This is a genomic window from Agarivorans sp. 1_MG-2023 (assembly GCF_030548385.1).
Lineage (GTDB): Bacteria > Pseudomonadota > Gammaproteobacteria > Enterobacterales > Celerinatantimonadaceae > Agarivorans.
In genome coordinates, this window is sequence record NZ_JAUOSJ010000018.1 from 59,011 (window position 1) to 79,401 (window position 20,391).

Consider the following 20,391-nt stretch of genomic DNA (forward strand, 5'->3'; position numbering starts at 1 on the left):
CTGCATGAAAAAATTGAAAGTTGTTACCACTGAAGACGTATTACTCACTCTTTGTAATTCTGTCACCACAGTACTTAGCAAAGCCACGACTAGCGAAATCAGATATTCGGCGATGGTACAGAAAATAAACAAAACCTGTTTAAAACCAGACATTGGTTGTTTCGTTTTATTTGATGGTGGGTTTTCAGGCTTGGTTGTTATTAACTTTACCTCAGATGCTGCCATGGAAATCTATCGTGATTACATGCTTCATATGGGTATTCCTGAGGCCGAGCTCGCTCAACAGCACACAGCTGATGAAGTGGGTAACGTGATGGGCGAGTTAATGAACCAAATGGTCGGTTACTTCACTGGCGTAATCGGTAAAGAATTACAAACCTCACTAACTCAAAACCAACCTAAGATGTTAGCTTTAAACAAGCAGGTATTGATTTCAATTGATACCAACCTAGACCGCCCGCAAGCGCGTCGCGTGACCTTTACAACCGCTAAAAACAACATCTTTTATCTTGAGTTAGCGATGGATAAAACTGAATTCATCAAGCTTCATGAATTTGAAACAGAAGACGATGTAGATCCAGATGATCTTATCGACCAAGCCGCGGCACAAAAGAAGGCAGAGCAGAAACCTGCTGAGTCAGCGCAAACCATTGATCAAGATTTACTTGATGAGTTAGGTATCTAGACCAACAACTCAGCAACATGCTCAAGACTCACTTGAGCATGTTTATAATCCAACTGGACTGGGTGATAACTCTCGCCCACCGCTAATACTAACGAAGGGAATCCTTGGATAGGTAAGCTTCGAGCAAATTGTATTTGCTGCATTAACGATTCATTGAGCGCTTCACTCGATATGTCTTCCACAAAAGTTTTTTTATCTAAGCCAAGCTTTTCTGCCAATACAAGCAAATTATCTACGTCTGAAGGATTAATCGCCTGTAAATAATAAGCGTTCTGTATTTGCCTTATCATCGCTTTAGCAGCCCCCTGCTTTTCAGCCGCAAGCACTGCTCGGTTTGCAGGATAAGTAGAACGACGAGGTGTGTTTACTTTCCAAAAATCATGATTAAACTCGGTGCCTAGTTGCACATTAATTTTTTGCCATGTTTGCTGCAAAAACTGCTGCATATCTTCAGGCATCGCTACTGCAGAATCTGGTGCTAGGCCACCCAGCAAATACACCATTTCTATATTGCTAGGCAGTGACGATTCAAGCGCCTCTAAAGTAGGTTTATAGCCCCAACACCAAGAGCACATAGGGTCATGTACATAATACAAACGCGCTTGAGTCTCAGTCATCTTATAACCAAGTTACATAGTCTTTAAAGGTTAACTCTCTCGCTTTGTTCGATTTGGTTTGTGGACTGCCTAAATACAAATACCCAACAACAGACTCGTGTTCTGCTAAGCCTAACTCATGATTTACGATTGAACTGTAAGCCATGGGGCCGGTGCGCCAAATACCATTATAACCTTGTGCAAAGGCAGCCATTTGCATTGCATGAACAGCGCAACCGGCAGAAAGTACTTGTTCGATTTCTGGTACTTTTGAATGGGTTTTAGGCGAAGCAATCACGATAGTGATAAGTGGTGCACGAAAGGGCATCGCTTTCGCCTTTTCATGGTCACCTTCTTCAGCCAGCGCGGCTTGTTCAAAAATGTCTGCTAACTTACTTAAACCTTCTCCACTAACATGGATAAACCGCCAAGGAGTAAGGCCTCCGTGATCTGGCGCTTTAAGGCCGGCATTCCATATTGTTTCTAGTTCTGCACCTTCAGGTGCGGGGGCAGCCAAGCGAGCGCATGACTGACGATTGAGTAACAAATCTAAAGCTTTCATTGTTATCCTTAACGAGCTAAATATAGCGCCATTGTGCGTGAATTATGCTAAAAGTAAAGTAAGCTAGATCGCTGTTTGGAGCTTAAACTATGCTGGCAGGAAAACATCATCAAATATCCACGCAAAGACAGAAAAACCTAAAGCAACTGCAAGCTTGGGTTAAACAAAACCCCCAACGTACAGCTGCTTTAATTAAGCAGTGGCTAAAAACAAAAACTAAATAGTGGCCGCCAGTTCAGCACCTTGTCTTATAGCGCGTTTAGCGTCCAATTCTGCGGCTACATATGCGCCGCCAATTAAATGAGAATTTACGCCCAAGGCGGTTAAATCGTCATGTAAACTTCTCAATGGCTCTTGCCCTGCACACACCACTACATGATCAACATCTAACACAGATTGTTTACCATCCACCGAAATATGCAGCCCTTGGTCATCTACTTTTAAGTACTCTACACCGGCGAGCATTTCTACCTGATTTTTCTTTAAGGTCTCGCGGTGGATCCAACCTGTGGTTTTACCTAGGTCTTTGCCCACTTTAGTGGTTTTGCGTTGACACAAATATACCTTACGCAAGGCTTGATGTTGTTGATGTTCTTTCAAGCCACCGGCTTGAGCCATTGTATTATCGATGCCCCAGTTATCTAGCCAACGACCTACGTTGGTAGATAGCGACGGCTTTTGCTCTACCAAGTATTCAGCAACATCGAAACCAATGCCTCCAGCACCAATGATCGCAACTTTACCGCCAACTTCTTTATGATCTCGTAATACATCTAAATAGTTATAAACTTTGTCGTGTTCTATGCCTTCAATTGGTGGGGTTCGCGGTAAAATACCCGTAGCAATTACAATTTCATCAGCTTTTAACTCAGCCAACATTGGGGCATCAACTCTGGTATTTAACGCGAGTTTAATACCTAATTGGTTGATGCGATTAGCAAAGTAGCGAAGCGTTTCGTAGAACTCCTCTTTACCAGGAATTTGCTTCGCATAGTTAAACTGGCCACCAATTTTATCTCCAGCATCATAAATTGTTACTTTGTGACCGCGTTCTGCGGCATAACATGAAAAGGCCAATCCTGCTGGACCAGCCCCCACTACAGCAATCTCTTTGGTTTGCTTACTGTCTTTAAACTCTAGTTCTGTTTCAAAACAGGCTTGCGGATTAACTAAGCAACTTGCGCGTTGTTGTTTAAAAACGTGGTCTAAACAAGCTTGATTACAACCAATACACGTATTTATAAGCTCAGCTTGGTTGTTTCGCGCCTTTTCAACAAACATAGGATCTGCCAGCAACGGCCGAGCCATAGACACCATATCCGCTTGTCCGGAGCGTAAAATGTTTTCTGCTACATCAGGAGTGTTAATTCGGTTAACCGCCACCATTGGGATACTAACGTGCTGTTTTATTTTTTCGGTTACCCACGCAAATGCGGCTCTAGGAACACTGGTAGCAATAGTAGGTACTCTAGCTTCGTGCCATCCAATACCAGTATTAAGAATAGTTACTCCAGCGTGTTCTAAGGCTTTTGCTAATGTTACAACCTCTTCGTAAGTACTGCCTTTTTCAACTAGATCAAGCATAGATAAACGAAATACAATGATGAAATCTTCGCCAACTAAGGCGCGGGTTTGTTTAACTATTTCTAAAGGAAGCTTAATTCGATTTTGGTAACTACCGCCCCACCCGTCTTTTCGTTGGTTGGTGCGCGCACAAATAAACTGGTTGATGAGGTAACCTTCTGAGCCCATTATTTCAACGCCGTCGTAGCCTGCACGTTTAGCTAACTTTGCACTGTTCGCAAAGTCTTTAATGGTTGAGCGAATTTGGCGTTCACTCATGGCTTTAGGTTTGAACGGAGATATCGGTGCTTTAATTTTACTAGCACTAACATTAAATGGATGATAACCGTAACGCCCAGCATGCAATATCTGTAATGCGATTTTTCCACCTTCTTTATGCACGGCATTAGTGATAATTCGATGTTTTTTCACCTGCCAAGGAAAACTAAGCTGGCATCCGTTAGGGGCTAATCGACCTCTAAAGTTAGGCGCTATTCCACCCGTAACTATAAGACCTACTCCACCCTTAGCGCGTAACGCATAAAAAGCAGCCAGTTTCTCAAAACCACCCTTTTCTTCTTCTAAACCGGTGTGCATAGAGCCCATTAATACTCGGCTTTGTAGCTGAGTAAAACTTAAATCAAGTGGCGCTAATAAGTGCGGGTACTTGGTCATCTTTGTAACCTCAATCCATTGGGAATGTTATTAAAGTGTTAATAGAGTATACAAACCAAACTTTTGTTTCAAACATTTGTTTTAATAATTGCAGATGCCTGATTTATATGACTATGGTAACGTTTAGCTATTGTTGACTTTTATAAGTAGATCCCAGTGTTTAAATTGATTAAGAGTATCTTCCGCTTCTTTTGGCGAACCCTTAACTTTATTCGTTCACTAATCGTTAATTTATTTTTATTGTTTATGGTGGTAATGGTCATCATTGCCCTCAGCAGTGTTAGCCCTGAACCCACAGAGCCCCCTACAGCGGCAGCCTTGCATTTAGTCCTTGATGGACAAATAGTAGAGCAGCGCCAGCGAGTAAACCCTATGGCCGAGTTTACTAACGAAATGTTAGGAAACACTGTAGAGAAAGAGTTCGACCTACACACAATAGTGAAAGCGATTGATGAAGCGAGAACCGATTCAAATATTACCGGCATCGTTTTGGATGTTGGCAGCATGCCAAGTACAAGCCAAACTAAACTTGCGACTATCGGCCAAGCTCTGCTTCATTTTAAAGACAGTGGCAAACCAATCATCGCTTACGCAGATTACTACGACCAACACCAATACTATTTAGCGAGCTTTGCCGACAGCCTACTGCTTAACCCTAAAGGTGCAGTATTAATGCGCGGCATGAACTCTCGACGTTTGTTCTTTAAAGATGCCATCGACAATTTAGACGTTACTACGCACATTTTTCGTGTAGGCACGCATAAGTCATTTGTAGAACCCTACCTTAGAAATGACATGTCGGAAGAGGCAAAACAAGATTTAGCACACTGGATGGACCAACTTTGGCAATCATACTTAACCACTGTTTCAACTAACCGCGAGTTAGCGGCTAATCATTTGATGCCAGAACCAGCAGCATTGTTGTCGCGTTTAAAAGAAGTTGATGGTGATGGCGCCCGCTACGCAGAAAAATTTGGCCTCGTTGACCAGCTCACCACGCGTACCCAAGCCAAACAATTGTTAATTGATACCTTTGGTGAATCAGATGACGGTTCGAGCTACAACAACAGAAGCTATGGCGAGTATGTACAAGGCCTAAGTAATGATGAACCAAGCGACAACACAATTGCAGTTATTGTTGCTCAAGGTGCCATTGTTGGTGGTAGTGGCCAAGAAAACGTGATTGCTGCAGATACCGTTATTGCTCAGCTTAATCAAGCGCTTGAAGACGAACAGGTAAAAGCGTTAGTGGTACGAGTAGACAGCCCTGGTGGTAGCGCATTTGCTTCAGAACTGATTCGTGAAAAGTTTCAACAGTTCCAGGAAAAAGATATACCGGTAATCGTATCTATGGGCAGCGTTGCCGCAAGTGGCGGATATTGGATTTCATCAACGGCTGACTACATTTTTGCTAGCCCAACCACTATTACTGGCTCTATTGGTATTTTTGGAATGTTTGCTACTTTGGAAAATGCTTTGGCTAAGTTAGGCATTAACAGTGACGGCTACGCAACCTCTACCCTCGCTGAAGTGAGTCCTTTCCAAGCTTTGCCAGATGACGTAAAACAGATCATTCAACTCAATGTTGAACACGGGTATAAAGATTTTGTATCACTGGTATCAAGTGGCAGAGACATTGCGCTTGAAGATATGGATAGCATTGCTGAAGGCAGAATTTGGACCGGCCAAGACGCCGTTGATAATGGCCTTGTCGATCAATTAGGCGGCCTGAACGATGCTATAGAATACGCGGCCAGCTTAAATGAGCTAGATGATTACCAAGTTAAGCGTTTAACACCCCCACTAAGCTCACGAGACCGCTTTATTGCCCAGTTGTTTGATTCGCAAATCGCTGGCGCATTAGAGTCTGCAATACCAAACTGGGCTTTATTGAAAACAGTGGCGGAGCAAGCGCCTGCTGTAGATAAGTTTAATGATCCTCTTGGCCAGTACAGTTTCTGCGCAGTTTGCGATCAAATGTAAGCACTATTCAGTTAATCTTAAACGGTTGATTGCTTTGAACTAACATCAGACTATAATTTCAAAAAACTTTTGAACTATAGTCTGATGAATCGAAAATCTATCTATATTGCCTACACAGGCGGTACCATTGGCATGCAACGTAGTGAAAGAGGCTACGTGCCAGTTGCTGGTTTCATGCGCGACTGTTTAGACGCTATGCCAGAATTTCAGCGTGATGAAATGCCTGAATTCACCGTTCATGAATTTTCCCCACTGATCGATTCTGCGGATATGGACCCACAGCATTGGCAGCTAATTGCTGAAGACATTCAAGCAAATTATGAAAAGTATGACGGTTTTGTAGTCCTGCACGGCACAGACACCATGGCTTACACCGCATCCGCACTTTCATTTATGTTAGAGAACCTAAGTAAGCCAGTAATTGTAACAGGCTCGCAAATTCCACTGAGTGAACTTCGTTCTGACGGCCAAACCAACTTACTCAATTCTTTATACCTTGCGGCCTACTACCCAGTTCATGAAGTCTGTTTGTTTTTCAACAACAAACTCCTGCGCGGGAATCGCAGTACTAAAGCGCATGCAGATGGCTTTGACGCGTTTATGTCACCCAATTTCCCGCCCTTGCTTAAGGCTGGAATAGACATAGAAATTATTGCCGGAGAGATTCGTCCAACGGGTATCAGCGCCTTACAAATTAGTCCGATCATTCCCCAACCTATTGGGGTTGTGAGTCTTTATCCAGGCATCTCTACTGAGGTCATCGCAAACCTACTTCAACAGCCCGTAAAAGCCTTGATACTGTTAAGTTATGGCGTAGGAAATGCCCCGCAACATCAAAAAATGACCGAATTATTAGAGCAAGCCTGTGACCGCGGCATTATCGTGCTTAACTTAAGCCAATGTTTAACTGGTAAGGTGAATATGGACGGATATGCCACAGGCAACGCCTTAGCAAAAGCTGGTGTGGTAAGTGGTGGGGATATGACTACCGAAGCCGCGCTGGCTAAACTACATTACTTGCTAAGCAAAAACTTACCTAGCAAGCGGATCCGCGACCTACTTTGCCAAGATATTCGCGGCGAGATAAGTATCTAATCGTTGTGTTGAGGAACACTAATGATGGTTTGTTCTTCTCGATATTGACGTTTTAATTCTTGTTTAGATTTCATCACTAATTCGCCATCGGTACCCACAGTAAAATGCTGGGGCTGATGGTTGTGCTTAGCTTGATACAAGATAACCATTTGTTGAGTATGATCGCGTTGTTCATCTGTTAGTTTGTTGCCGTCGGGCCATCGCCCGGTTTCAACAGCACTTAACATATTTTGATAAATATCGGGGCTCATAGCCGCCAACAACTTCTCTACATCCATTTATCACTCCTATAATGTTACTGAAACATTACCAAACCATTGATCCAGTGCCAAGCTATAAACTAAGCACTTAGGAAACAATGCTGATTTTTGAATGGACTAAATCAAAAAAATCTATGATAGTCTTACCTTTATCAACATCTGCTAATGATATTTATTCAGGAAAATGATTTGTCTTTTTTAAAGCCACTAGGCTGTAGTTTATGTTTAGTTGTACCACTTGTACTTAGTGGATGTGATGCAGGGTTTGATTTGTTCGGCTTTGGTAGTCGCTCAGTAAAAAGCATTTGTAAAAGTAACCCAGAGCTTTGTGAAGATTTAAATCGCGACGGCTGGTGTAAAAAGGAACGTTCAGCTGTCATTCTAAGTCGCTTCGATGAAATGACCGAAGTCACTGAACAACACCAGTATGAGCTGATAAAGAACTATCAGGCTTATAATTTTTGCATAGAACTGGCGGCCAGTATTGAACCCAAATACGACAAATCTCGTAAAACTCAGCGCGTAATTGGTTTGCTTACCTCTTTAGAAGAATTACAGCGTCTAGAAAACGATACGCGTGATTCTAGTCACCCCTATTTGTCGATGTATCACTGGACCCAATATCGCGATCTTGAGGCGCGAGACCGATTTTTGGCATTGGAAGGCCAAGCAGTGTTAAATCAACCTGATTTACAATGGACTTTAGCGATTCATTACAGCGGAAAGGATGCTAAGAAAACCATTAACATTTTGCAAAACGCCTTCAAGTTGTTTCCAGAAAAAGCGGTTATTCCAGCTAAGTATGCTGAAGCGATTACGTCTCAGTATATGAATTTAAAAGACTACCGCCATGCCTATTTATGGGCACAAATAGCCAGTCACTTTGATGATCACAGTAGGCAAGATTATTCTGGTTTGAATCACAAGTTGAAGTTGTCTGAAGAACAGCAAAAAATGTTAAAAGATGAAGCGGCAATTATCTACGAGCAAATAGACACAAGACAATACCGCTTATAAGCAAGGTTATTTACTCAGCAGTGAAACCTAAGGCTGCTGAGTTTATACAATAGCGTTCGCCAGTGTCAGTGGGACCGTCATTAAAGACATGGCCCAAATGCGCATCACATTGGCTACAACGCACCTCAATACGCTCCATGTTATGGCTTTGGTCTCGTACAAAGGTGACCACGCGGCTTTCGGCAATTTTGTCAAAACTCGGCCAACCACATCCCGAGTCAAATTTCGACACCGAGCTAAACAGTGGTAAATCACAACATACGCAGTGATACATGCCCTGCTCTTTATTATGCAACAGAGTGCCGGTAAACGGACGCTCTGTTGCTCCTTTCCTTGTCACTTGAAACGCAAGTTCGTTAAGCAAGCCTTGCCATTCTTGTTCATCTTTTACTATTTTAGTCACGATTTTGTTTGTTCCAATAACAGCATTGAACGGGCATTTAGTTTGACACTTTTAGTGTCTCTAAGTTTCTTAACGAAAATAGCTTGTTCATGCGCTGTATCCATTTGCTGAGTCCAATGTTGCGATGTTTCTACTGCAGGCAATATAAAATCAATAGCATGCGAACTAGCATTAATAATCCATAACCAACGCTCTTTCGATTGTCTTAGGTTTCGTATCTCTACTGCTACAGCCCACCCATGCGACTCATGCCAATCCTCTTGGTGCATAAAGTCACCGTCGTGGCGATACCAACGAACACTATGATGCTGGGAGTGACATTTTTCGTAACTGTCGTTTTCCAGCTGAAGATAATGAAAAACTCGTGAGCGTTTACGCAGTGCAATAAGCTGCTGACAAAATTCTAAAAACTGTTGCTCATGCGTATCTAACTCCCAATTAAACCAACTCATTTTGTTGTTTTGGCAGTATGCGTTGTTATTGCCTTGCTGAGTGCGGCTTAGTTCATCCCCACCAAGAAAGTGCGGTACCCCTTGCGAAAGCATTAAAGTGGCTAATAAATTACGCTTTTGTTTACGCCTAGTCGCGAGTACCTTTTTATCTTTTGTATCGCCTTCTTCGCCATAGTTAGCAGAGATATTATGACCATGGCCGTCACGGTTATCTTCGCCGTTAGCATGATTATGACGCTGCTCGTAGCTAACCAAATCGTCTAAAGTAAAACCATCGTGATAACAAATGTAGTTCACACTGGTGTGGATACTACGTCGACTCGCAAGAAATAAGTCGCGAGAGCCCATAATTCGGGTGGCCATTTCACCAAGCAAACCGTGTTCACCTTTCCAAAATGCGCGGCTTGTATCTCGGAACCGGTCGTTACACTCCATCCACCGCTCTGGAAAATGTCCTAGCTGGTAGCCATTTGGGCCAATATCCCAAGGCTCTGCTATCATTTTAGCCCGCGACAAAATAGGGTCTTGGGCCACAGCTTTAAAGAATGCAGCATGACTTGAAAAGTGATTATCTTCCCGGCCTAAACTGACCGCTAAGTCGAAGCGAAAACCGTCAACTTGCATTACGTCAACCCAATAACGAAGGCTGTCTAATACTAAACGTAAACTGATTGAATGATCTAAGCTCACGCTATTGCCACAACCAGTATTATTGGCGTATTGACTGTAATTTGGGCTGTCACCAATTTGATCAAACAGGTAATAATTTTTGTTATCAAGTCCACGGTAACAAAGGGTTGGGCCGTCAGATCCCGATTCTGCTGTGTGATTAAAAACCACGTCCAGAATCACCTCAATGCCATTGCGATGAAATTCGCGCACCATGGTCTTAAATTCTGTTACAGCATCAGATTTGGCGTAACGCGGTTCGGGCGCCATAAACAAAATGGGGTTGTAACCCCAATAGTTACTTAAGCCTAATGATTTTAAGCGAGGCTCCGACATAAACGCTGCGGTAGGCAGTAACTGTACCGACGTAATACCCAGACTCTTTAAATGATGGATACTGTGGCTATCCACCAAACCTAAGTAACTGCCACGATCGTCGCTATTTACTTTAGCGTTGAGCTTACTAAAGCCACGAACGTGAGTTTCATACATGACCATATCTTGGCGGTCGATGTTAGGTTTAGCTACGCCCTGCCAATCAAAATCGTCATCTCGAACAATACACTTAGGTATAAGGTCCGCATCATCTTCCTGGTAAGCTTTACTATCCCAGATAAGTGGTCGAGAAATGGCTTTTGCGTAAGGGTCTAGAATTAACTTTCGCGGATCATACCAACAGCCATGTTCAGGCTGGTATTTGCCGAACACCCGATAAGCATAAAATTGACTGGATTTAATACCTTCCACATACCCATAGCGAATACCGCCTTGCTTGCCGGGCAACACTAAACGAGAGATTTCGTTTTCTTGCTCATCAAACAAACATAACTCTATGTGTTTGGCATCACCGGCATGAATGGCGAAGTTACATCCATTGGCATCAAGCGTAGCGCCTAGGGGGAAATCTCTTCCAGGGGACACCTGATATTGACTCAGGCTAAAAGGTAAAGGCTTTAGTTGACTTCTTGTTGACATGTAAACCTTAGGTCCCCCTGCTTTGGGCAGGGGGAGTTATCAATTATTTAATCTACTTTGATTAAATACAATGTTGATAGTGGTGGCAAGTTTAATATCAGTGAATTTTCGCGACCATGGCTGGCAACCGCTTCAGATTGGAATTCAATTCCCGCATCGTAGTTACTGCCCCAATACATCTCTGAGTCAGTATTTAGAATGATGCGGTAACGCCCTTGCTCTGGTAAGGCTAAGCGGTAGTTGTTACGAGGTACAGGAGTAAAGTTACTCACTACAACAACTTTTTCTTGGCTATTAAGGGCATTACGCTGGAAAACCAGTACGCTTTTTTCCCAATCATCATGGTCAATCCATTCAAAGCCATTGGTATCGTAATCACCCTCAAACATTGCGGGATGGCCACGGTAGACTTTGTTTAGCTGCTTAACTAGCTCTTGCTGGCCTTTGTGCTTAGGAAACTCCAGCACATTCCACTCTAGGCTAGTATCATGGTTCCACTCACTAGCTTGAGCAATTTCGTTACCCATAAAGTTCAACTTCTTGCCCGGGTGAGCATACATAAATGCGGTATAGGCACGTAAGTTAGCGGCTTGTTGCCACTCATCTCCAGGCATTTTACCCAGCAACGAACCTTTACCGTGTACCACCTCATCGTGAGAAATGGGCAACACAAAGTTTTCGTCATAGTTGTACACCATGGCAAAAGTAATTTCGTTATGATGGTATTTTCTAAACGCAGGGTCTTTTTGCATGTAGTCCAAAGAATCATGCATCCAACCCATGTTCCACTTAAAACCAAAGCCTAATCCACCGGTAAAGGTTGGGCGTGAAACGCCGGCAAAAGCGGTAGACTCTTCAGCAATGGTCATCGCATGTGGATATTGGCGATACACTTCTTCGTTAAACCATTTTAGTAGGCTAATTGCTTCGTAGTTGTGGTTGCCACCATCTACATTAGGTACCCACTCGCCTTCTTCGCGCGAATAATCCCAGTAAAGCATTGAGGCAACAGCATCAACTCGAAGACCATCTACATGGAACTTATCTAACCAGATGAGTGCGCTGGCCACCAAGAACTGACGAACCGTATCCCGACCGAAGTCGTAGATGTAAGAGTTCCAGTCATTATGCCAACCGCGGCGAGGATCTTCGTACTCGTAAAGGTGGGTTCCGTCAAACTGAGCCAAGCCGTGTGAATCACTAGGGAAATGCGCCGGTACCCAATCTACAATCACACCGATACCATTTTGGTGGCACTGGTCGACTAAGAATTTAAAGTCATCAGGATTACCGAAACGGCTAGTAGGCGCAAACAGGCCAATAGGTTGATAACCCCAAGAGCCATCAAATGGGAACTCTGAAATAGGCAATACCTCAATATGGGTGTAACCCATCTCTTTGATGTATTCCACAAGCTCTACAGCAAGCTCTCTGTAGCTCAAATAGTTATTACCTGTGTCTTCAATCTTACGACGCCAAGATCCTAAATGAACTTCGTACACGCTCATTGGTTGATGGCGTTTATCATTATTCTGCGAATCAATCCAAGCCTGATCATTCCATTGGTATTGGTCGTGATCCCAAACTACAGAAGCAAACGACGGGTATTGCTCAGAGCTGAAACCTACCGGGTCAGTTTTGTGTGGGAGAGAATGTCCGTGGCGATCTTTTAATTCGTATTTGTATTTAGTGCCCGCGTCCAAGCCAGGTACAAACAATACCCAGTGGCCGTCTAGTGAGCGCTGCATTGGTAAACGACGACCATCCCAGTGATTAAAATCACCAATTAAACTAACCGCTGAAGCGCTAGGCGCATACACCCCAAAACGCACACCTTTAACCGCGACGCCATCAACCTCAATAGTTTTAACCTGAGCACCCAATACCTGATAAAGGTTTTGTGGTGCATGAGACATAGTCGCTAAGCCTTCGTAGGCAACTTCAGTAAACTGATAAGGGTCGATAACTTTAATTTTGTTATCACCAAAATCGACTTCAAGTTGATATGCAAAGGCTTGGTCTGTGTCAAACTCTAATTCGAATAAGCCTTGCGGCGATAGCTGACTCATGGTACCCAGCACATCGCCTTTAAGGGACAATACAGAGACCGATTTAGCGTCTGGTTGCCAAGCTCGCAACACTAAACCCTTACCGCTTTTTACAGCGTTTAAACCCAGTGAGTTAAATGGTTCGCTTAAGCGAACGCTAGACAATTGTTGAACTAATTGAGAAACCTGAGAAGACAAAGATCGTTTCATTATTATAGTTACCTTAAGGTCCTGAGAATAAGGGGATTTGGTCATTTAAGCTTAGGTTAGCGCAAGTCTCCAAGCTTTTCTCAATTAATAGGGATTAAAGTGAGATAGAAAACATTTTCATAGGCAAAAAAAAGCGCTCCTAGGAGCGCTTGATTACAATTTCGTCAATGTTACTTGCTAACTTTAGCGCGAGCGTCAGATAGTGAGTACATTAAGTGTTGAACATCGTGATTATTAAATAAGTCACTTAAGTTCCATGACAACTTACGGCGCCAGTTTGGATACTCGCTTGACGTGCCCGGTACGTTAACTGGTTTGTCCATTTCCATCCAATCTTCTAACTGAACAGATAACAAGTTACAGCTACCTTTGGCCATATGAACTTGGATACCGTAGTTTAGGCCTTTATCCATGCCCACCCAATTCACATCACGTGAGATGTAGTCTGGAATGCTCTGGTGACCGTGTAAGGTATCAAGCAATTTCTGCTTGTTCTCATGACGATCTTGGTAAAGGCTTTGCAATACTTCTTCGTCTGGGTAGATACCTAGTTCGCGACCTAAGGCTAAATCATCACAATGCCAGAAACCGCGAAGAGTAGGCATATCATGCGTGGTTACCGCAGACATTGCTTGCTCTGGGTAATGCGCTGGAGAAATAAAACCACCGTCTTCCGCTTGCTCGAAGAAGAAAATACGGTAAGAGTGAACACCGTTTTCTTGCAACACTTCAAAAATGCCGTCAGGTACAGTACCTAAATCTTCACCAATAATCAGACACTGATTACGGTGACTTTCTAGTACCAAAATACCTAGTAGGTCTTGGATTGGGTAGTAAAGGTAAGCACCTTTATCAGCAGAGTCTTCTACAGGCACTAACCATAAACGTAATAATGCCATGGCGTGGTCAATACGTAATGAACCACAAGAGCGCATGTTAGAACGGAACAAATCAACCATTGGTTGGTATTGCTGTTCTTCTAGAACCGATGGGTCCATTGGAGGTAAACCCCACTTTTGACCTAAAGGACCTAGGATGTCTGGTGGTGCGCCAACACTAGCATCTAGCGAGTAAAGATCGCCATTTGCCCAAATCTCAACACTGCCTTCACTTACACCTACAGCTAAATCACGGTATAGGCCCATTGCCATACCCGAATCTTTGGCCACTTGGTCAACAGCGGCTAATTGCTCATCGGCAATCCACTGTAACCATAAGTAAAAATCAACATCGTCTTGGTTGGCTTTAACCCATTCGGCTACTGCAGGTAAATGGTACTCTTTGTACTCATCAGGCCAAGCTGGCCAACCCCATGCATTGCCAATGGTGTCGTATAAATGTGCTTGTAGTGCATCGTAAGTTGCTTGAGCAGCTAAGCTCTCGCCACCTTCTTTGATAAAACTACGGAAAGCATTAGCACGCTTAGAGCGGCCTTTTTGAATGGTTTGGAACTGCTTAAAGACTAGTTTAAGTGCTTCAATTTTAGCTTCAGTTACACCGGTGTAGTCTACCCACTCGCTACTACGTAGCTGTTCTAAGCGATTTTGGAAAACACTACTTGCTACTAACGCAGCTGCGTCTGACTCAGTAAACTCACTAATCGCTTCAACATCGATGTAAACAACATTCAACCAGCGACGAGATGATGGGCTGTAAGGGCTAGCCGCTTCTGGGTTAGCAGGGTATAAAGAATGGATTGGATTTAGACCAACAAAATCACCGCCTTTTTCAGCAATGTTTTTAACCAATACTTGTAGATCTGAGAAGTCACCAATGCCCCAGTTGGTTTCGGTGCGAAGACAATAAAGCTGTACACTTGGGCCCCATACCTTTTTACCGTTGGCAATATCTGGCTGAATGTATGCTGCTTGAGGCGCAACAATATAACGAGTTTCAGCTAATACCTTACGACCACCTTTTAACGAGATACTTAAATTGTGGTAACCAATAGGTAATTCTAGACTTAGGCTAACGGTGTAAGCTTGATACTCAACTTCGTTTATAGCGTGAGCTTCAATTAGCTCGCCATCAACAGGGGTAATTTGCCCTTTAAACTGTTCACCCTGCTCTGTGCTTAACTTCCAAGTAAACTCTTGGTTAGCTAATTCAATAGGAACACGGATTTCAAGTGGATATTCTGAAGCAACACGAACCACTTTTACCACTGGCATTACTTGCTGCCAATAGTTAAGCACGTCTTCTTCATAACGCTGTGCTAATTGCTCTGCATTATCTACTGGATAACCTAGCGCCTTTAACAGTTTTAATTTGCTTTCAGGTACGACTTGCGCCGGATTTCCCCAAGCATCAACGTAGCTGGTTTCAATGCCGCGAAGCTTTACCAACTGTTCAATGATTTGATCTGACATAACATTTCCCGAGTTATTGCTTTTATCTAACTAATTATTGTTTTTTTAGCGCGTGTATTGTACTCATCCTAACGCTCGATTTTTCGATCTAGCACAAATTTCGCTAAATTAATTTTATCTGAGATTGAGTGATATTGATTGTTTTTTTTTACTTCTGAGCTAATACTTCTTCCTGCAAATGTTAGCTTGCTCATTTTTAAGGCATTAATTGATGTCGCGCAAATTAATCGCCGATTCGACTTGAAGAAATTTGAAAATGTTGTAAGTTTACAACCAAATTATACATCTGTTAACACTAGGAACATTAGGTATCACTATGACAATTAAAGTTGGTATTAACGGTTTTGGCCGTATTGGACGTTTCGTATTCCGTGCTTCTGTTGAGCGCAACGACATCGAAGTTGTAGGCATTAACGACTTAATCGACGTTGAATACATGGCTTACATGCTTAAGTATGACTCAACTCACGGTCGCTTCAACGGTAGCGTAGAAGTAGTTGACGGTAACTTAGTAGTAAACGGCAACGTTGTTCGCGTTACTGCTGAGCGCAACCCAGAAGATCTAAAATGGGATGCTATTAGTGTAGATGTAGTTGCTGAAGCAACTGGTATCTTCCTAACTGACGAGACTGCTCGTAAGCACATCACTGCTGGCGCGAAAAAAGTAGTTCTTACTGGTCCTTCTAAAGACGCTACTCCTATGTTCGTAATGGGCGTAAACCAAGCTTCTTACGCAGGTCAAGACATCGTTTCTAACGCTTCTTGTACTACTAACTGTTTAGCGCCTATCGCTAAAGTACTAAACGACAAGTGGGGCATCGAATCTGGTCTTATGACTACTGTTCACGCTACTACTGCTACTCAAAAAACTGTTGACGGTCCTTCTGCTAAAGACTGGCGCGGTGGTCGTGGTGCTTCTCAAAACATCATCCCTTCTTCAACTGGTGCTGCTAAAGCTGTAGGTGTTGTACTTCCTGAGCTAAACGGCAAACTAACTGGTATGGCTTTCCGCGTACCTACTGCTAACGTTTCTGTAGTTGACCTAACAGTTAACCTTAAAGAAGCTGCTAGCTACGAAGAAATTTGTGCTGCTATGAAAGCTGCTTCTGCAGGCGAAATGGCTGGCGTACTTGGTTACACTGAAGACCAAGTTGTTTCTCAAGACTTCATCGGCGAAACTCAAACTTCTGTATTTGATGCAAAAGCTGGTGTTGCTCTAACTGACAAATTCGTTAAAGTTGTATCTTGGTACGACAACGAAATCGGTTACTCAAACAAAGTTCTAGACCTAATCGCTCACATCTCTAAATAAGAAATGTAGCTTTTAAGCTAGAATATTAAAGCGACCTTAGGGTCGCTTTTTTTATAGGTAAAATTTATGATCCTAGAAAAGCTCCAACTCAAAGTCGTCAAGCAGCTAGATAATGCCGTGTTCGAAGTACATAACAACGAAGGAATGGTGTTCTATTGGGTTGACCACCCTGCAGCAAAGGCTCTTATTGCCCAACAAGGCGCCCACTTGGTGAGTTACCGCCCTAACCCTGGCGAAGAAAAACTTTGGTTAAGCGATGATAGCTTATTTACCAAAGGAGCAGCGATACGAGGTGGTATACCTATTTGTTGGCCAAATTTCGGTAATCTAGGTAACGAAAACAACACTAAGCATGGTTACGCAAGAACCAGCTTGTGGACGCTAAACACCATTACCACTAGCCAAGAGCATTGCTACCTAAACTTTTCGCTGCCAAGCAGCTCTAACTCAGGAGTCGCGTTAAGCTGTAGTTTTACTTTAGGGGCAGAAGCTAGAATCGAATTAGTCACTACTAATCACAGCGAAAAAAGCTTCGAATATACTGGCGCCTTGCACAGTTATTTCATTACTGATGTAAAAAAACTACACATCGGATCACTTGGCGATCAATATATTGATTCAGTATCAAGCACAAAAGTAGATAATGTCGCTAGTTTTACCTTAAGTGACGAAACAGATCGCATCTATTTGCAGCCTCAATCGGTCAGTCAGCTAGTTTTTGGGGCATCTAAAACAACCATAGAACATCGTGGTCACGACAGTGTAGTGGTATGGAATCCTGGCGATAAACTCGCAAACAAAATGCCAGATGTAAGCAGTGCGGAGAACTTTATTTGTGTAGAAACAGCGATAACCCAGCAACCACAAGCTGTGAAACCGCAGCAATCGCATAAGCTGGTTCAAATAATACGCTAAAAAAACAAAGCCCCAACGCTTACGATTGGGGCTTTATGTCGTTATTGGCTATAAGGGCTTATACCTTAGTAATGCCAAACACTTGGTTTTCTTGCTCTTGTACTCGGATAAACGTCGTCCGTTTAGTCAACTCTTTAAGTTCAGACGCACCAACATAAGTACACGCCGAACGTACGCCGCCTAACACATCTTGAACAGTTAACTGAACGCTGCCTTTATAAGGAAGCAATACCGTTTTACCTTCAGATGCTCGATACTCGGCTACACCGCCGGTATGCTTATCCATTGCAGTTTGTGAGCTCATTCCGTAGAACTTCATGAACTTCTTGCCATCTTGCTCTACAACTTCGCCGCCATTCTCTTCGTGAGCGGCTAACATACCGCCTAACATCACAAAGTCAGCGCCGCCGCCAAATGCTTTGGCTACGTCACCAGCTTGGGTACAACCGCCATCACCAACAATTTGTCCACCTAAACCATGAGCAGCGTCAGCACACTCAATAATGGCCGACAACTGAGGGTAACCAACCCCTGTTTTAACGCGAGTAGTACAAACACTGCCAGGGCCAATACCCACTTTTACGATATCAGCACCGCTAAGTATCAATTCTTCTACCATCTCACCAGTAACTACGTTACCCGCTACAATCACTTTATCTTGGAAAGTGTCTCGCATCTTGCGAACAAAGCTTACAAAATACTCAGAGTAGCCATTTGCAACATCTACACAGATGAACTGTAGGTTTTTATTTAGCGCTAAAATTTGCTTCGTTTTTTCAAAGTCAGCATCCGAGGTGCCACAACTCACCATTAAGTACTTTATCTTGTCTGCCGGCATAGCAGATAAGAACTCAGACCATTGCTCAATACTGTAGTGCTTATGTACCGCCGTCATCATTCGGTGCTCGGCTAAGGCTTTTGCTAAACCAAATGTTCCTACCGTATCCATATTGGCAGCAATAACAGGTACGCCTTCCCATTGACTGCCAGTATGTTTGAAGGTAAAATTCCGATCTAGTACAACCTGCGAACGGCTCTTTAATGTTGAACGCTTTGGTTTGATTAAAACGTCTTTAAAACCCAGCTTTATATCTGTTTCAACTCTCATCTACTTCTCTGCTAGTTATTAGGCACAAAACCCGAAGAGTATAGCAAACCTTTATTGATGACAAAAACATTAATAATATACCCTCTTCGCTCTCTCAAGCAGACACAAAAAAGCCAGCACTTAGGCTGGCTTGAGATATGATGATTAACGCTTAAGCGTTCCCCTTCACCTTTATCTGATTGTTTTTTGCAAAACCTAACATACGATCTAGCGGTACCAATGCCCGATCAATAAGGGCTTCATCTACAAACACTTCTTTACCAGTACCGTCTAACAAAGCTTCCTCAATAGCCTTTAAGCCATTCATCGCCATCCACGGGCAATGCGCACAAGAGCGACAAGTAGCACCGTTGCCACCGGTTGGCGCTTCAATCATTTCTTTATCTGGGCAAGCTTGCTGCATCTTGTAGAAGATGCCTTTGTCTGTGGCCACTATTAGCTTCTTATGCGGCAAAGACTGTGCAGAAGCAATCAACTGACTAGTAGAGCCTACAGCATCAGCCATCGCTACAACGCTTTCTGGAGACTCAGGGTGAACCAATACTGCTGCGTCTGGGTATTGCTGTTTTAACTGTTGTAAGGCTTTTGCTTTGAACTCGTCATGCACGATACAGGCGCCCTGCCATAACAACATATCGGCGCCTGTTTGCTTAGCAACATACCCGCCAAGGTGTTTATCTGGCGCCCATATAATCTTATGACCTTCAGCGTCTAAGTGCTCTACCACATCAACTGCAATGCTAGAGGTAACTACCCAATCAGCACGTGCTTTTACCGCCGCAGACGTATTAGCGTAAACCACTACAGTATGGTCAGGGTGAGCATCACAAAACGCGGCAAACTCTTTTTCAGGACACCCTAAATCCAAAGAACAGGTTGCCTCTAAGGTGGGCATGATCACTTTCTTTTCAGGGGTAAGGATCTTTGCAGTCTCCCCCATAAAGCGCACGCCAGCAACCAGAAGAGTTTTTGCGGGATGGTTATTACCAAAGCGAGCCATTTCCAATGAATCGGCGACACAGCCACCAGTTTCCTCGGCCAAAGCTTGAATCTCAGGGTCGGTATAATAATGCGCCACCAATACAGCATCTTCTTCTACGAGCAGTTGCTTAATGCGCGCTTTATGCGCTGCACGTTGCTCATCATCAAGCGGAGCTGGTTTAGGAGGAAATGGGTAAATGGTTTCGTTAAAATATTCGAGCTGCTGCATAACTACATCTGAGATAAAATAATTCGAGTATTATACACAGTGAGCTAAGCGAATGGCAGTTATTGGACTAAAGAATTAGTGGCTATTTCAGTGAAAAACTAGAAGAGATTGGTGGGTTGTGAAGGATTTGAACCTTCGACCAATTGATTAAAAGTCAACTGCTCTACCAACTGAGCTAACAACCCGTAGATAAGTAGCAACAACAGCAGTGGTGGGTTGTGAAGGATTTGAACCTTCGACCAATTGATTAAAAGTCAACTGCTCTACCAACTGAGCTAACAACC

16 protein-coding genes and 1 tRNA gene are annotated in these 20,391 nt (G+C 43.3%); 6 read left to right on the forward strand and 11 right to left on the reverse strand.

Annotated features, from left to right (window positions below):
- Window positions 1-4: 4 nt before the first annotated feature.
- On the forward strand, window positions 5-685 hold the full coding sequence (locus Q4592_RS20205) for a DUF3334 family protein (protein WP_137674543.1): 681 nt from the start codon (window positions 5-7) through the stop codon (window positions 683-685).
- Here the strand turns inward: Q4592_RS20205 and Q4592_RS20210 are convergent.
- The 3 genes from Q4592_RS20210 to Q4592_RS20220 form a co-directional block, all read right to left on the reverse strand.
- Window positions 682-1,302, reverse strand: coding sequence for a DsbA family protein (locus Q4592_RS20210; RefSeq protein ID WP_303516506.1), 621 nt, complete (start codon window positions 1,300-1,302; stop codon window positions 682-684). The two genes, Q4592_RS20205 and Q4592_RS20210, sit on opposite strands and share 4 nt — an antisense overlap.
- A gap of 1 nt (window position 1,303) precedes the next feature.
- The gene (locus Q4592_RS20215; RefSeq protein WP_303516508.1) at window positions 1,304-1,843 is read right to left on the reverse strand and encodes an NAD(P)H nitroreductase; all 540 of its coding nucleotides are present in this window, start codon (window positions 1,841-1,843) and stop codon (window positions 1,304-1,306) included.
- A 216-nt stretch (window positions 1,844-2,059) separates the two neighbouring features.
- Complete coding sequence (locus Q4592_RS20220) at window positions 2,060-4,081, reverse strand: NADPH-dependent 2,4-dienoyl-CoA reductase (RefSeq protein WP_303516510.1); 2,022 nt, start codon at window positions 4,079-4,081, stop codon at window positions 2,060-2,062.
- A 156-nt stretch (window positions 4,082-4,237) separates the two neighbouring features.
- On the opposite strand from Q4592_RS20220, the gene sppA reads away from it, so the two are divergent.
- Window positions 4,238-6,064: a signal peptide peptidase SppA gene (gene sppA / locus Q4592_RS20225; RefSeq protein WP_303516512.1), complete on the forward strand. Its 1,827-nt coding sequence runs from the start codon at window positions 4,238-4,240 to the stop codon at window positions 6,062-6,064.
- An 84-nt stretch (window positions 6,065-6,148) separates the two neighbouring features.
- The gene (ansA, locus tag Q4592_RS20230) at window positions 6,149-7,159 is read left to right on the forward strand and encodes an asparaginase (RefSeq protein ID WP_137674538.1); all 1,011 of its coding nucleotides are present in this window, start codon (window positions 6,149-6,151) and stop codon (window positions 7,157-7,159) included.
- Here the strand turns inward: ansA and Q4592_RS20235 are convergent.
- Complete coding sequence (locus tag Q4592_RS20235) at window positions 7,156-7,437, reverse strand: YeaC family protein (RefSeq protein ID WP_137674537.1); 282 nt, start codon at window positions 7,435-7,437, stop codon at window positions 7,156-7,158. The genes ansA and Q4592_RS20235 overlap by 4 nt on opposite strands.
- A 171-nt stretch (window positions 7,438-7,608) precedes the next feature.
- Here Q4592_RS20235 and Q4592_RS20240 point away from each other — a divergent pair, with 171 nt between their 5' ends.
- Window positions 7,609-8,436, forward strand: coding sequence for a DUF2989 domain-containing protein (locus Q4592_RS20240; protein WP_161985195.1), 828 nt, complete (start codon window positions 7,609-7,611; stop codon window positions 8,434-8,436).
- Between the two features lie 10 nt (window positions 8,437-8,446).
- On the opposite strand, the gene msrB is transcribed toward Q4592_RS20240, so the two are convergent.
- The 4 genes from msrB to malQ form a co-directional block, all read right to left on the reverse strand.
- Window positions 8,447-8,839, reverse strand: a complete 393-nt coding sequence (gene msrB, locus Q4592_RS20245) for a peptide-methionine (R)-S-oxide reductase MsrB (protein WP_303516515.1) — start codon at window positions 8,837-8,839, stop codon at window positions 8,447-8,449.
- A complete protein-coding gene (glgX, locus tag Q4592_RS20250) occupies window positions 8,836-10,935 on the reverse strand; it encodes a glycogen debranching protein GlgX (protein ID WP_303516516.1) in 2,100 nt (699 codons plus the stop codon). Before glgX ends, msrB begins: the two co-directional genes overlap by 4 nt.
- 47 nt (window positions 10,936-10,982) lie before the next feature.
- Complete coding sequence (gene glgB / locus Q4592_RS20255) at window positions 10,983-13,193, reverse strand: 1,4-alpha-glucan branching protein GlgB (RefSeq protein WP_303516517.1); 2,211 nt, start codon at window positions 13,191-13,193, stop codon at window positions 10,983-10,985.
- A 170-nt stretch (window positions 13,194-13,363) separates the two neighbouring features.
- Window positions 13,364-15,562 carry a 4-alpha-glucanotransferase gene (gene malQ / locus Q4592_RS20260; RefSeq protein WP_303516518.1) on the reverse strand — a complete coding sequence of 733 codons (2,199 nt, stop codon included), beginning with the start codon at window positions 15,560-15,562 and terminating at the stop codon, window positions 13,364-13,366.
- 316 nt (window positions 15,563-15,878) lie between these two features.
- Here malQ and gap point away from each other — a divergent pair, with 316 nt between their 5' ends.
- Window positions 15,879-16,874, forward strand: coding sequence for a type I glyceraldehyde-3-phosphate dehydrogenase (gene gap, locus Q4592_RS20265; RefSeq protein WP_303516520.1), 996 nt, complete (start codon window positions 15,879-15,881; stop codon window positions 16,872-16,874).
- Window positions 16,875-16,940: 66 nt separating this feature from the next.
- Window positions 16,941-17,789, forward strand: coding sequence for a D-hexose-6-phosphate mutarotase (locus Q4592_RS20270; RefSeq protein WP_303516521.1), 849 nt, complete (start codon window positions 16,941-16,943; stop codon window positions 17,787-17,789).
- 58 nt (window positions 17,790-17,847) lie between these two features.
- On the opposite strand, the gene Q4592_RS20275 is transcribed toward Q4592_RS20270, so the two are convergent.
- The 3 genes from Q4592_RS20275 to Q4592_RS20285 form a co-directional block, all read right to left on the reverse strand.
- A complete protein-coding gene (locus Q4592_RS20275; RefSeq protein WP_137674529.1) occupies window positions 17,848-18,897 on the reverse strand; it encodes a GMP reductase in 1,050 nt (349 codons plus the stop codon).
- A gap of 151 nt (window positions 18,898-19,048) precedes the next feature.
- Window positions 19,049-20,107, reverse strand: a complete 1,059-nt coding sequence (gene nadA / locus Q4592_RS20280; RefSeq protein ID WP_137674528.1) for a quinolinate synthase NadA — start codon at window positions 20,105-20,107, stop codon at window positions 19,049-19,051.
- 109 nt (window positions 20,108-20,216) lie between these two features.
- Window positions 20,217-20,292, reverse strand: a tRNA-Lys gene (locus Q4592_RS20285).
- Window positions 20,293-20,391 lie beyond the last annotated feature (99 nt).

Bases quoted from the DNA above. Each gene is read 5' to 3' on its own strand.
- Q4592_RS20205 (WP_137674543.1), top strand. From the start codon at position 5: ATGAAAAAATTGAAAGTTGTTACCACTGAAGACGTATTACTCACTCTT.
- Q4592_RS20210 (WP_303516506.1), bottom strand. From the start codon at position 1,302: ATGACTGAGACTCAAGCGCGTTTGTATTATGTACATGACCCTATGTGC.
- Q4592_RS20215 (WP_303516508.1), bottom strand. From the start codon at position 1,843: ATGAAAGCTTTAGATTTGTTACTCAATCGTCAGTCATGCGCTCGCTTG.
- Q4592_RS20220 (WP_303516510.1), bottom strand. From the start codon at position 4,081: ATGACCAAGTACCCGCACTTATTAGCGCCACTTGATTTAAGTTTTACT.
- ansA (WP_137674538.1), top strand. From the start codon at position 6,149: ATGAATCGAAAATCTATCTATATTGCCTACACAGGCGGTACCATTGGC.
- Q4592_RS20235 (WP_137674537.1), bottom strand. From the start codon at position 7,437: ATGGATGTAGAGAAGTTGTTGGCGGCTATGAGCCCCGATATTTATCAA.
- glgX (WP_303516516.1), bottom strand. From the start codon at position 10,935: ATGTCAACAAGAAGTCAACTAAAGCCTTTACCTTTTAGCCTGAGTCAA.
- glgB (WP_303516517.1), bottom strand. From the start codon at position 13,193: ATGAAACGATCTTTGTCTTCTCAGGTTTCTCAATTAGTTCAACAATTG.
- malQ (WP_303516518.1), bottom strand. From the start codon at position 15,562: ATGTCAGATCAAATCATTGAACAGTTGGTAAAGCTTCGCGGCATTGAA.
- gap (WP_303516520.1), top strand. From the start codon at position 15,879: ATGACAATTAAAGTTGGTATTAACGGTTTTGGCCGTATTGGACGTTTC.
- Q4592_RS20270 (WP_303516521.1), top strand. From the start codon at position 16,941: ATGATCCTAGAAAAGCTCCAACTCAAAGTCGTCAAGCAGCTAGATAAT.
- Q4592_RS20275 (WP_137674529.1), bottom strand. From the start codon at position 18,897: ATGAGAGTTGAAACAGATATAAAGCTGGGTTTTAAAGACGTTTTAATC.
- nadA (WP_137674528.1), bottom strand. From the start codon at position 20,107: ATGCAGCAGCTCGAATATTTTAACGAAACCATTTACCCATTTCCTCCT.